Annotated in this window: 11 protein-coding genes and 2 pseudogenes; 10 read left to right on the forward strand and 3 right to left on the reverse strand. The window is 55.9% G+C overall.

Annotated elements, in window-relative coordinates; genetic code table 11:
- Nucleotides 1-197: 197 nt before the first annotated feature.
- From ACO5Z0_RS03835 to ACO5Z0_RS03850, 4 genes are all read left to right on the forward strand, one after another.
- Nucleotides 198-842 (forward strand): NfeD family protein, encoded by a 645-nt coding sequence (locus ACO5Z0_RS03835; RefSeq protein ID WP_485649276.1) that lies wholly within the window; start codon nucleotides 198-200, stop codon nucleotides 840-842.
- Between the two features lie 27 nt (nucleotides 843-869).
- Nucleotides 870-1856 (forward strand): flotillin-like protein FloA, encoded by a 987-nt coding sequence (gene floA, locus ACO5Z0_RS03840; protein ID WP_442676592.1) that lies wholly within the window; start codon nucleotides 870-872, stop codon nucleotides 1854-1856.
- A gap of 27 nt (nucleotides 1857-1883) precedes the next feature.
- A complete protein-coding gene (locus tag ACO5Z0_RS03845; RefSeq protein ID WP_485649277.1) occupies nucleotides 1884-2351 on the forward strand; it encodes a dihydropteroate synthase in 468 nt (155 codons plus the stop codon).
- Nucleotides 2352-2445: 94 nt separating this feature from the next.
- Complete coding sequence (locus ACO5Z0_RS03850) at nucleotides 2446-3315, forward strand: NAD(P)-dependent oxidoreductase (protein WP_442673279.1); 870 nt, start codon at nucleotides 2446-2448, stop codon at nucleotides 3313-3315.
- A 10-nt stretch (nucleotides 3316-3325) separates the two neighbouring features.
- Here ACO5Z0_RS03850 and ACO5Z0_RS03855 read toward each other — a convergent pair whose 3' ends face one another.
- Nucleotides 3326-3721, reverse strand: a complete 396-nt coding sequence (locus ACO5Z0_RS03855; protein ID WP_485649278.1) for a GtrA family protein — start codon at nucleotides 3719-3721, stop codon at nucleotides 3326-3328.
- 105 nt (nucleotides 3722-3826) lie between these two features.
- Here ACO5Z0_RS03855 and ACO5Z0_RS03860 point away from each other — a divergent pair.
- The 5 genes and pseudogenes from ACO5Z0_RS03860 to ACO5Z0_RS03880 all read left to right on the forward strand — a co-directional run.
- Nucleotides 3827-4294 (forward strand): annotated as a pseudogene (locus ACO5Z0_RS03860) (heme NO-binding domain-containing protein); the annotation flags it as partial.
- 711 nt (nucleotides 4295-5005) lie between these two features.
- On the forward strand, nucleotides 5006-5623 hold the full coding sequence (locus tag ACO5Z0_RS03865) for a methyl-accepting chemotaxis protein (protein WP_442673281.1): 618 nt from the start codon (nucleotides 5006-5008) through the stop codon (nucleotides 5621-5623).
- Nucleotides 5624-5692: 69 nt separating this feature from the next.
- Nucleotides 5693-6556, forward strand: a complete 864-nt coding sequence (locus ACO5Z0_RS03870; protein ID WP_485649279.1) for a ChbG/HpnK family deacetylase — start codon at nucleotides 5693-5695, stop codon at nucleotides 6554-6556.
- Nucleotides 6546-8213, forward strand: coding sequence for a DUF3329 domain-containing protein (locus ACO5Z0_RS03875; protein ID WP_485649280.1), 1668 nt, complete (start codon nucleotides 6546-6548; stop codon nucleotides 8211-8213). Before ACO5Z0_RS03870 ends, ACO5Z0_RS03875 begins: the two co-directional genes overlap by 11 nt.
- Nucleotides 8214-8596: 383 nt before the next feature.
- Nucleotides 8597-9916: an S-layer homology domain-containing protein gene (locus tag ACO5Z0_RS03880; protein ID WP_485649281.1), complete on the forward strand. Its 1320-nt coding sequence runs from the start codon at nucleotides 8597-8599 to the stop codon at nucleotides 9914-9916.
- A 70-nt stretch (nucleotides 9917-9986) separates the two neighbouring features.
- Here ACO5Z0_RS03880 and ACO5Z0_RS03885 read toward each other — a convergent pair whose 3' ends face one another.
- Together ACO5Z0_RS03885 and ACO5Z0_RS03890 are read right to left on the reverse strand one after the other, a co-directional pair.
- Nucleotides 9987-10886, reverse strand: a complete 900-nt coding sequence (locus ACO5Z0_RS03885) for a metal ABC transporter substrate-binding protein (protein WP_485649282.1) — start codon at nucleotides 10884-10886, stop codon at nucleotides 9987-9989.
- 129 nt (nucleotides 10887-11015) lie between these two features.
- Complete coding sequence (locus tag ACO5Z0_RS03890; protein WP_485649283.1) at nucleotides 11016-11429, reverse strand: Fur family transcriptional regulator; 414 nt, start codon at nucleotides 11427-11429, stop codon at nucleotides 11016-11018.
- A gap of 284 nt (nucleotides 11430-11713) precedes the next feature.
- Between ACO5Z0_RS03890 and ACO5Z0_RS03895 the strand changes: the two are divergent.
- Nucleotides 11714-12199 (forward strand): annotated as a pseudogene (locus tag ACO5Z0_RS03895) (nitroreductase family protein); the annotation flags it as partial.
- Between the last annotated feature and the right edge of the window lie 168 nt (nucleotides 12200-12367).

Raw genomic sequence — 12367 nt, forward strand, 5'->3', positions numbered from 1 at the left:
TGAGGGAAACCGTCTTTGCTGCAATTATACGCCCGCAGGGGCGTGAAAGGCAAATCATTCCTTAAAGAGAAAAGTCTATAGCGTCATGGGTATTCTCTCCTGTAATTTTAACGATTGCAGGCAGGGTTTCGCCTTTTTCTATGGAATATATATTAGGAAAGGCAGAGGTAGGAAAGGCTGAGGAAGGATGTGATCGTATGGAATTCGTCGGAACGATGCCTCTTTTGCAGGTCCTGCTTGTCGCTGTGATTTTTCTCGCCGTACTTGTGGAGATCAAGACGGGCGGCACGGGGTTCGGCGTTTTGCTCGGTCTTGCGGCGGCGGGCGTGTTTTTCAGCAGCCAGTACGTCAAAGGGCTTGTGAGTCTATATGAGGTTGCCGTCTTTCTTGTCGGCGTCCTGCTGATCGTGGCAGAGGCGCTCTTACCCGCTACAGGCGTTTTAGGGGCGCTCGGCGTTGCGGCGATGCTATACAGCGTCGTCCTCGCGCTCGGCGGCGACGTCAATGCGCTCTATGCACTTTTTGCGGCAGCTGCGATCGCGCTCGTCTCATTTCTTTTGCTCGTGCGGTTTTTGCCCGAGAGCCGCCTTTGGAAGAGGGTCGTGCTGCATGATGCTTCGACGAGTGCAGGCGGTTATGTGAGCGCGGCAGAGCGCACGGATCTCGTAGGAAGGGAAGCGACCGTGCTGACCGATGTGCGTCCGGCTGGCTCTATCCTCATCGACGGCGTGTCCGTTGACGTCGTTTCCGAGGGCGCTTACATCGAGAAGGGCGAGCGCGTCTATGTGGCAGAGGTGCATGGCAGCCGCATCGTCGTGCGCCGTGTCTGTGAAAAGGTTTGATTGGAATTTTTACGGGAGGGGTTCTTCATGGAAGGCGTTATCGCATTGGCATTTCTCTTTGTCATCGCCGTTGTTGTCGTCATGGTTTTTCTGCACTTTGTTCCCATTGGTCTTTGGATTTCGGCGATTGCGGCGAATGTGCCCGTGAATATCATCACGCTCATCGGTATGCGTATGCGCCGTGTGCCGCCCGGCAAGATCGTCATGCCGCTCATCAAGGCGAACAAGGCGGGGCTGAACGTGCAGGTCAATCAGCTCGAAGCGCACTATTTGGCGGGCGGCAACGTCGATAAGGTCGTCGATGCGCTGATCGCGGCGCACCGTGCGCAGATTCCCCTGCCGTTCGAGCGCTCCGCCGCCATTGACCTTGCAGGGCGCGACGTGCTCGACGCTGTGCAGATGAGCGTCAATCCCAAGGTCATAGAGACGCCGATCGTCTCCGCCGTCGCTATGAACGGCATCGAGTTGAAGATCAAGGCGCGTGTGACTGTGCGCGCCAACATCGATCGCCTCGTCGGCGGCGCGGGTGAGCCGACGATCATCGCCCGCGTCGGCGAGGGTATCGTCACGACGGTCGGCTCCTCGGCGAGCCACGGCGAAGTCCTTGCGAATCCCGACGTCATCTCCAAGACCGTACTTGGCAAGGGGCTTGACGCAGGAACGGCGTTTGAGATCCTTTCCATCGACATCGCCGATGTCGATGTCGGGCGCAACATCGGCGCGGAACTGCAGACCGACCAAGCCGAAGCCGATAAGCGCATCGCGCAGGCAAAGGCGGAGGAGCGCCGCGCTATGGCGGTCGCCAAGGAGCAGGAAATGAAGGCTTACACGCAGGAGATGGAAGCGAAGGTCGTCGAGGCGCAGGCAGAAGTGCCGCACGCGATGGCAGAAGCCTTGAAGAGCGGCAATCTCGGCGTCATGGACTATTACAACCTGCGCAATGTGCAGGCGGACACCGACATGCGGACGGCGATCAGCGAGGCGGGTGCAAACCCGTCGCATCCGGCGAAGTAAGACGGAAAAGGGAAGGAGACAGACGGTATGAGCGTCACGGGTATCATCCTATTCGTCATATTTCTCCTCGTCACGAATTTGCTCGACAAGAAGAAGCGCAAGGCGCGGCAGAAAAGGCAGTCCGAAGCGCTCGAACCGCCCGTCGATTTGCGGGAAACGGCGACAGAAACGCAGGGAGCCGCGCCGTCGGATGAGATGCAGGCTTTGCTGCGCCGCTTCTTTTCCGCGCAGGAAGCGGCGAGCGAGGAGCCGAGCGCACCGCGAGCGGCGGTTGCTGTCCACACGGCGGCTTCTCTTGCGATAGATGGAGTCGATGCGCCGCCGCATAAAGCCGTGCAGCGGCAAGAAATGGAGCAGCCGCAGCGGGAGCCGGCTGCTTCGGGCGCTTTGGCGCTCGACTTTACCCCCGCTGCCATGCTGCAGGCGGCTGTACTTGCGGAAGTCATCGGACGACCCAAGGCGCAGCGCGGACGAAGCCCCTATTTTCGTCCATGAAGAGAGAGCCCCCCGACGCTTCGCAGATCGCGGCAAGCGGCGGGGATTTGCACATTTATAGAAAATAGGAAAAAATATCCAAGGAGGCAAGATCATGGATAGAGAGCGTATCGGCTTTATCGGTACAGGCGTCATGGGAAGCAGCATGGCGAGAAATCTTATGCGGGCAGGATATCCCGTCAGCGTCTACACGCGCACGAAGAAAAAGGCGCAGGCGCTTCTCGATGCGGGCGCGTGCTGGGCGTCTTCGCCCGCAGAGCTTTCGAAGGAAGCGGACGTCGTCATCTCCATCGTCGGCTATCCGAAGGACGTTGAGGAGATCTACCTCGGTGCGGCAGGCGTCTTGTCTGTGAAAAAGGGCGGCGCGGTCATCGACATGACGACGTCGAGCCCCGCGCTCGCGAAGAAAATTTTCGCCGCTGCGAAAGAGAAGGGCGTCGATGCGCTTGATGCGCCCGTTTCCGGCGGCGACATCGGTGCGCGTGATGCGTCGCTCGCCATCATGGTCGGCGGTGAAAAAGAGGCGTTTGAGAGGTATCGTGACATCTTCGCCGCCGTGGGAAAAAATGTGCGCTATTTCGGTGCGGCAGGCAGCGGGCAGTTCGTCAAGATGAGCAACCAGATCGCCATCGCCTCGAACATGCTCGGTGTCGCTGAAGCGATGGCGTATGCGAAAAAGAGCGGACTGGACGCCGAGGCTGTGCAGCAGACGATCGCCGCCGGTGCAGCCGGCTCGTGGTCGCTCACGAACCTCGCGCCGAAGATGCTGGCAGGCGACTGGTCGCCGGGATTCTTCATCAAGCATTTCCTCAAAGACATGCGCATCGCCATCGAATCGGCGGAGGAAATGGGGCTTGACCTGCCGGGACTGAAGCTCTCGAAGAAGCTCTATGACGAGCTTTCAGTGCGCGGCATGGACGACTGCGGTACGCAGGCGATCTTCCGTTGGTATACGGAGAAATGAGACAATCGACTCATGCTCTGCCGAAGGCGAAGAGCTTCACGGCGAGGAATGTCACAGGCACGCCGAGGACGGCGGCGATGATAAACGCTGCAAGGCTCGGAAAACCGAGCTGATTGTAGAAAATAAAGACGATGACGTTCTGAATCAAATAGTTCGGGATGTAGGAAACAGCGAACTTCAGGCATTTTTCAAGGGCGAGCGGCTCGTGGAAGATCAAGCGGCTGTTCAGTGCGTAGGCGATGAGGTTCGCGAGGATGTAGCCGATGTTGAACGCGAAATTCGTATCGAGGAAATGTTCTAAGGCGCTCGCCAGCAGGCTGCCGTTGAACGTGTTGAGACAGCCGACGGCGAGAAAGAGCAGAAATTCGCGGGAAAGAAAGTGACGGCGTAAGTTTTTGAAAAGCATGGGCATAAAATACCTCCCTTTCGCTGCATTATTGCCAGTATAGCATAAACGCAGCGAAAGAGGGAGCGGAAATGACCTGCGAGGATTGATAGAATAGGAGTGTTTATGAAAGGAACTGTTGTGGCGACGTGGATGGACACGGCGCAGAAGCTTTGGGGCGATACGGCTGTCCGTGCGGCGTGTCAGGCGGCTGGTTGGTCGGCGGGGCGTATTTTTACGCCTTTGGAGGATGTGGCAGATACGGAGGTCCGCACCTTCTTCGATACTTTGGCAAAGAATATGGGGCAGACGTCGGATGCCATTTGGCACGAAGTGGGACGCGACAATATTCTGACCTTCGCATCTGTTTATCCGTCCTTTTTCGAAGGCAAGAACATCTATACGTTCCTCGCCTCGATCTACAATGTGCATGTGGAAATCGTCCGAAAGATTCCGGGAGCGAATCCGCCGCTCTTGAAGATGACGCCGCTCTCTGAGCATGAGGCGGAGCTGCTGTATAAGTCGAAGCGCAATCTCAGTTCGTATTTTCGCGGCTTATTGAAAGGGGCGATCGACTACTTTAAGGAGCCTGTCGAGGTCAAGGTCGTGGAGGAAGGAAACGGCGTGGTGCGTCTGCGCCTCCACTTCAAAGAGCGCATCTTGGAGAAGAGGCGCTTTGCGCTCAACTGCCTCTTAGGCGTTTTGGCGCGATCTTTATCGGTAAAATTTGCGTTCGTTTCTTTTGCTGCGGCTCTTTTTTTCAGCGCGCTTTTCTGGCTTTTCGGAGCGCCGTCTATGGTGTTTTTGTTCCCCGTCCTCATGGGCGCTGTGACAGGCGCTGCGGCGGGCGTTCTGCTCTCGCCGCTTCGTCTGCTGCGGCGGGAACTTACCTCTATTGCCGAGCATCGCTTCTCGGCGGATCTCGTGCTCTCCTCGCGCGATGAATTTGAGGAAATGGGCGCTTTGATCGATGCTTATAAAAAATCGGTACGCGCCGACTTCACGGGCTTTCGCGGCATGGGCGACGAACTTATCGCCTACGGCGGCAAGTTCAATGAACTTGCGAGCAACATGAGCCAAGCGTCTGCCCAGATCACCGAAGTTGTAGATAATGTGGCGGAAGCGACGACGGGGAGCGCTTCTTCGACGGGGCAGGTGGCGGAAGTGCTGCGCCGGAATGTCGAAGCGCTGCAGCAGGTCGTTTCTTCGCAGGAGAAAAACAACAAGAGCCTTGCAGAAGCCGTGGACAATGTGGCGCGTGGCTTTGAAGGCGTGCGCAGCTCAAGCGATGCGCTCGGCAAGAGCATGGAGAACTTCGCTGCCGTGCGCGATGCCGCCGATTCCTTGAAGCAGGAAACGGAGAAAATCATCTCCATCGCCAACATGGTGACGGAGATCGCTTCTCAGACGAATCTCCTCGCTTTGAATGCTTCGGTCGAAGCGGCGCGCGCCGGCGAGCAGGGCAAAGGCTTCGCCGTCGTCGCGCAGGAAATCGGCAAGCTTGCCGCCGAATCGCGCGAGCAGGCGGATACGATCACCTCTGATGTGCGCAACATCACACGCATCATCAACAATGTCGTCGCAAGTATCGACGCTGAGTATCATGCGCTCGGCAGGGAGAGCGGCGGGCTTGTGCAGGTCGTCGAGAGCAACGGCGCCTTCGTTGCTAACATCCGCGAAGTATCGACGAGCATCAGCGGCATCATTCTGCGGCTCAACGATGAGATGGGGCGTATGAACGACGCCATCGGTCAGGTGCGGACGATCGCCGGACTTTCAGAAGAAAACTCCGCTGCAGCGAAAGAGGTCAACGAAACGGTTGGCGATCACCACGAGAAGCTGCAGGATATGATGCAAAAGATCCAAGACTTCCAAAAAATCGCCGTATCCTTCTCCGACGATCTCAAAAATTTCAAGATATGACGATCTTTGGGCAACGTGCGCTTTCGCTGAGGCTCATGGGTATAGAGATGAAACGGATGTGAGAAGAAGTTGAAGCGGATTATCGTCAATGCCGATGATTTCGGGCGGCATGTGCGCATCAATGAGGCGGTGGAGCGGGGAGCCGTCGAGGGCGTGCTGCGCTCGGCGACCCTGATGGCGGGGGGCAGGGCTTTTGCCGATGCGGCGGAGCGCGTGCGTCGTCTGCCGCAGTTGGGATTGGGCATACACTTCACGCTGGTCGACGGCTTTCCGATCCTGCCGCCTGCGGAGATTCCTTCGCTCGTCGATGAAAACGGCGTCTTTCTGCCGAACTACGGCGCTTTTTCCAAGCATTATGCAAAGGGCGGCGTGCGACTTGCCGAAGTGCGTGCCGAACTTTCCGCGCAGATTCGAAAGATCGAGAATGCCGGTCTTCGCATCGACCATGCCGACAGTCATCAGCACATGCACGCCCTGCCGGGCATTGTAGAGGTCGTCATCGGGCTTTGCTGCGAGGCGAAGATTCCGGCGCTTCGCGCGCCGTTTGCGCCGCTCTTTGCAGGCGGCTTCGGGGGCGTCGGGCAGTTCATCGGGCGTGTCGGTCTTTCGCTCTTGGCGAAGAACGCTGCGAGTTTGGCAAGAAAGGCGGGGCTTTTCGTACCCGAACATTTCGCGGGCATCGTCGCGGGAGAAGCCGTCGATGAAGCGGCGCTTCTTGCCGTGCTCAAGGGTCTGAAAGAAGGCACGACTGAAGTCATGATGCACCCGGGCACGGCAAACGAAGAACTCGCGCGAGATTGTGGCTGGCGGCATGACTTCGAAGCGGAGCTCGCCGCGATTCTTTCCGCGAGAGCGGCGCAGATCCTCGCGGAAGAGAGGATCGAAGCGGTGAATTTTCAAGCGTTGGGAGGCTCTCTAGAGAATGAATCGTAAGTGCCGAGAGACTGTACTGGCGGCTGCGGGCATATTCTTATTGATGTATGCGCTCAATTATTTTATGCCGCTGCACCGTGACGATTATGAATACTCACTGATCTGGCTGACGAATCAGCATATTGCGTCTCTTCCCGATGTCATGGAATCTCTGTGGCGGCATTATTTACTGCATGGCGGGCGCATGGTGGCATTCTTCTTCCTCGATGTTTTTCTCCTCTGGGGCAAGGGCATTTTTGATATAGCTAATGCTTTGATGTTCCTCATCCTCATCGTGCTGCTGACGATTCATGCACGGCGCGATTGGCGGTTTTGGCGGGAGCCGCGTCTCTTTGCCGTCATGGGTGCTTTCGCGTGGCTTTCGTTTCCGCATTTTGGCGAGGTGGCTGTTTGGAAGTGCGGCGCTGCCGTCTACCTGTGGACGGGTGTGTTTGCTGCGCTTTTCCTCGTGCCGTACAATCTCCAATGCAGGGCGATGGCACAGGAGAAGCCGCCTGTGCGGAATTGGCTGATCGCGCCGATGCTTGTGCTCGGCGTCCTCGCGGGCTGGTCGGTGGAGAATCTTGCCGTGACGGTGTTCGTTCTGACGGCAGGGCTTTCGTGGTGGGCGCGGCGCAAGGGGGCAATGCCGCTTTGGATGCCGGCGGGCACTTTTGGGGCGTTCGTCGGGCTTGTGCTGCTCGTCGCTGCGCCAGGCAATTTTGTGCGTTACGATGCGCAGGGCAGCGGCAAGGGGATACTCACGCATATCGGCAATCAGTTTGCAGGCAACGGTGAGATGGCGCTGTATATCCTGCCGCTTCTTTTGCTCTTGCTGGCGGCGGGGCGCATCTATCGTCTGCATCTTGCCGCGCGTGTGGACATGCTGCGCGATAATGCTGCGGGAGAGAGACCATGCGCTCTTAAAGTAGGGCAAATCGCTTGTTTGCTATGGATCCTGCTCCTCGTTTTTTCCTATTTCAATGACGGCTTCTTTGCCAATGCGCTGCGTGATTTTCTCGTCGGACATGTGCTTGTACCGCTGGGGCTTGACAAGCCGCGCACGATCGAGCACTTTGCCAACGTCATGGCGGGATTTGAGGAAATGGCGATCTATTGGCTTACGATATTTTTCTTCTACAGCCTGCTGAAGCGCTCGCTGGGATTTTCGCGCGATAAACTCGCCGCAGCTCGCACCGTGTCGTGGCTTGAGGTGACGCATACTTTTCCGGCAGCGCGCTATGCGGCATTCCTGCTTCTTTTGGCGCTGTTCAACAACTTCGTCATGATCGCCGCGCCGACCTTCCCGGCACGCGCGACATTCAGCTCTGTCGCGATGATCCTCGTTGCCGCCTGTGCCGTGCTGCGCGATCCTGTCGTTGCGGATGTCCTGCAGAGCAGAGCGAAGAAAACGCTTCTCGCAGGCGCTGCGGCGATTTGCTCCTTCACGATGGCTGCTGCACTCTTCATTACAGCCGCTATGCAGGAAGAAAATGCCGTGCGTATTGCCATCGTCGAGCAGGCGGCGGCGAACGGCGAGGATATCGCCTATATGAAGCCCCTCCCTCTGAAAAACCGCGCCCTGCGCCATGTATTCTTCGTCGATTTCGACAACGGCGTGACGAAGGAAGGTCTTTGCCGCTATTATGGCATCAAGGATATTTGTGTAGAACGCTAGAGAAATACGGGACCGTCGCACTTAAAGCATGTGCGGCGGTCTCGTATTTTATTTTGCATGGCCGCTTTCTCGCAGGGGGGTTATCTAATATGCGCCTAATTGCCTATTGTGAAAGTATGGAATTTATCTATAATATGCGGATTTTCTCTCTGGAAATTCATCTGGAGCTGGGTGTATAGGCGGAATATAGGGCTTTTCTGGGGAGAAAGACTTGATTTATGAATGAGCTTCATTTCTTCTTGTATTCGATCATGATATGTGATATCATTCTCTTTACCAAAGGAGCGTTTGAGGACATCGTTGAGGAAACATGGATACTCAGAGGATGCCTCCCGATTCTTTGGAGAAGATTTACGGTTCCATTTTTGAAGGAGGAGCTTATTATGAAGAAGTCTCTCACAGCCGCTTTGACGACGGCGCTTGTCGTCGGCGCAGCATCGACGACGTTTGCTGCGGCGAACCCGTTCAGCGACGTCCCGATGGATCATTGGGCATACGATGCAGTCGCGCAGCTTGCCGACGACGGCATCATCGAGGGCTACGGCGACGGTTCGTATCGCGGTGAAAATGAGATCACGCGCTACGAGATGGCGCAGATGGTCGCAAAAGCGATGGCAAAGGAAGATCAGGTCAACGCCCGGCAGAAGGCGATGATCGACCGTCTCGCCGCTGAGTTCAGCGAAGAGCTGAACAACCTCGGCGTGCGCGTCGCCAACCTCGAAAGCCGCATTGACAACGTCAAGTGGACGGGCGAACTGCAGTACACCTACGAGCGTCAGAAGGCAGAGGACGCAGCTGACGCAGATACGACCAATGAACTGGTGTTCCGCCTTGAGCCGGAGGCTACGGTCAATGCTCACTGGAAGGTCAAGGCTCGCCTCGATGCAACGTGGGATGCGAAAGAGGACAAGGGTGATTCTGGAACGGTCGAACTCAAGCGCGCCTATGTCGAAGGGAATTATGGAACGACGGTTATCCGCGCCGGCAAGATGCCCGTTCTGACAGAACAGGGCATGGCGATCGACGATGATTTGACGGGCGCTTCCGTGACCTTTGGCGAAGGTACGAACTTCACCGGTACGCTTTTCGCCGGTCGTTGGGATTTGGAAGATGCTGAGGGTGTAAAGGACAGCGTCAAGGATGCGCGGAGGAATATGTGGTTCCATCCCAGGGCGAGTGCTACTGCAGATGTGCAGATGGTGAACCTCAACTGGATGCCTTCCGAGAGGTTCAATGTCGCAGCGGAATATGTGCGCATTCATCAGGAAGCGGTTCTGAATACTGCTTTTGAGATGCACGACGCCAGCAATATTTGGGGCATTGGCGCAACGTGGAAGCCGGTTGACACGGTATACCTCACGGGCGGTTATTGGAAGAACACGAGCGATGAAGGAAGAGCGCTTCTTGCCGGCAAAGATGGTATGAGGGCTTACAACATCGAGCTTGGCTATAGGGGCGCGGAGCCTGAGAACGCCCGCACTTTCGGTCTCTATGCAGCCTATCGCTATGTTGGCGGCGCTGTGGCGTTTGCGCCGACATTCGATGGAGCGCTTTGGAATACGAAAGGGTGGGAGATCGGCGGTCAGTACACGTTCGCTAAGAATGTCGTCGGTTCGATGGTCTACTTTAACGGAAAAGACCTTAGCAAGACCGATAAAGATGGCGTGAACAAGTTCTTCGCTCGCCTCGAATACTTCTTCTAAGGGGTTTTACGAAGATAAAGCGCCTGCGCACGGTTTTGTGCGCAGGCGCTTTTCGTATGCTTCTTTCGGCTTACTGCAATGCCGTTTTCAGCGTCTCCATATTCTTTTTCATGGTGTCGATATAGGCGTTGATTGCTTTATCGTCGGATTCGCCCGTGACGACGGGATCCAACGTGTAGATCTTTGCACCTGTTTCGCGAGCGATGGTTTCAGCAGCGCTCGGGGAGTACTGCGGCTCGGTGAAGAGAACTTTGACGGGGAGCTTATTGACTTGCTCGACGGTCGCTTGCAGTTCGGCAGGCGTCGGCTCGGTGCCCGGCTCTCGTTCGACGACGCTGATGATGTTGAGACCGAATTCCTTGGCGAAGTAGGGGAAAGCTTCGTGGAAGGTTACGATGTCTTTGTTCGGCACGTTGTCGAGTGCGGCGTGCATCTCGGCTTTGAGCGATTCGAGCTTTTTGATATAGGCGTCGGCGTTTTTCTCGTAGGCGTCGGCATGTTTGGGATCCGCCGCCTTGAGCTGCTCGGCGATGTTTTTCACCTGCAGGATTGCATCGGTGACGCTGAGCCAAACGTGCGGATTTTCCTCATCCCCGTCTTTGAGAAGCTCGATGCCCTTGGAAGCGTCGATGACTTTGAGGTTCTTCTGCTGCGTGACAACTTTGTCGAGGAAGCTTTCCATGCCCGCGCCGTTGATGATGAAAGCATCGGCTTTTTCGAGCGTTTTCATGTCCTCGGTCATAAGTTGGTAGTCGTGCAGGCAGCCCGTCTGCGGTTTCGTCATATTGGTGACGGTCACGCCGTCGATGCCCTGCGTGATGTTGAGGGTGGCGACGTACATGGGGTAGAAGGACGTGACGATATGGAAGGAGCCGTCCTTGCCGCCGTCTGCCGTGTTTGCGCCCCCGCAGCCCGTGAGAAACAGGCAGAGTGCAGCAAGCAGGCAGAAGAGTGTGTTTTTACGTTTCAAAAGAATGACCTCCTGTGCGTGGGGAATGTTCCCCTTGAATAGTAATTTTACTATTTGATAGAATAGCACAGGAGTTTCTGTTTGACAAGAGATTATTTCTCATGAAGTGCAGGATTTTCGAAGATTTTTTTACTGGCAATCTTTGCAGATACCGTAAAATTCGAAGATGTGACCCGTGATGCGAAAGCCTTTTTTCTCGGCTTCTTTGATGTAGGTATCCTGCATGGGGCAGATGTCGACGCACTCCGTTTTTCCGCATTCCGTACAGACGAGGTGGTGATGGTGATGTCCCGGCGCAAGGATCTCGTAGACGTTTCCTGCCGTACGGTAGATCTCATGAATGACGCCGAGTTCTGAAAGGAGTGCAAGGTTGCGGTAGATGGTGTCGAGGGAGACGTTGGCATGTTTCTTGTGTACGGCTGCAAGCAGCTGCTGTGCGGTGGGAAAGGGGTCGCATTCCAAGAAAGCATCCAGTACGGCGCGTCGCTGTGGTGTCAGCTTATAGCCCTTGGAGCGCAAGAGGGCAAGGTGATCTTCTGTCATGAGAACCTCCTTTTGTCGAGGGTGGATGCGTCTTTTTCGGGGCGGCATGGATATATTCTGCCATGCGGTCTTGGCGCAGTCGTTCACGATCTCTGCGTCGGCAAATCTGCACGAATCGGACGGAGTTCATTTTATCCGCGCTTTTTGGATTCGTGTTTCCTTAGAATCATAGCATAATTGGAAGAAAAGAGATAGAGTAGAAAAGAAGAAAGTATTGACTTCTTGAAGGTTCGTAGTAGAATGACGATATAGGAAACCGATGGCTTTCTAAAGGAGGAGTTTTTATGTCGTTTCTTGATTTGGCGAAAAAGCGCTATTCTTGCCGCAAGATCTCGGCGCGGCCGGTGGAGGATGAGAAACTTCAGAAGATTTTAGAGGCGGGCGATCTCGCGCCTACTGCACACAACAATCAGCCGTTTCATATCTGGCTTCTGGAGAGCGCTGAGGCGATGCAGAAGGTTTCACAGACGACGTCGTTTATCTTCGGCGCCCCTGTCGCTTTCGTCGTGGGAAGCAAGGCGGAGAGCGCCTGGGTGCGGCCTTTTGATAAGAAGAACTTCGCGGACGTGGACGCGAGCATTGCGGCGACGCATATCATGCTGGCGATCGAGGATCTGGGGCTTGGCACGACGTGGGTCGCGCATTTTGATGCACCGAAGCTCAAGGAGCTTTTTCCCGAGATGGCAGATTACGAGCTTGTGGCGATATTCCCCGTCGGCTATCCCGCGGAAGACGCCGCACCGTCGCCGCGCCATACCGAGCGCGTAGGGCCGCCGCGCTTTCTGATCGGCTTTGAAAGTACGAATCGTTGCAGAGCGTCAGGCATAGCAGGCGCGATTTTGCCAGATGATACGTGTTTCCCTAAGCGTGCAGGAAAAGCCGCCTTTCGTTGAGAGGCGGCTTTTTTCATGGATGATGGAGATGCGGTGTTTTTGCAG

The organism is Selenomonas sp. (genome assembly GCF_057272215.1).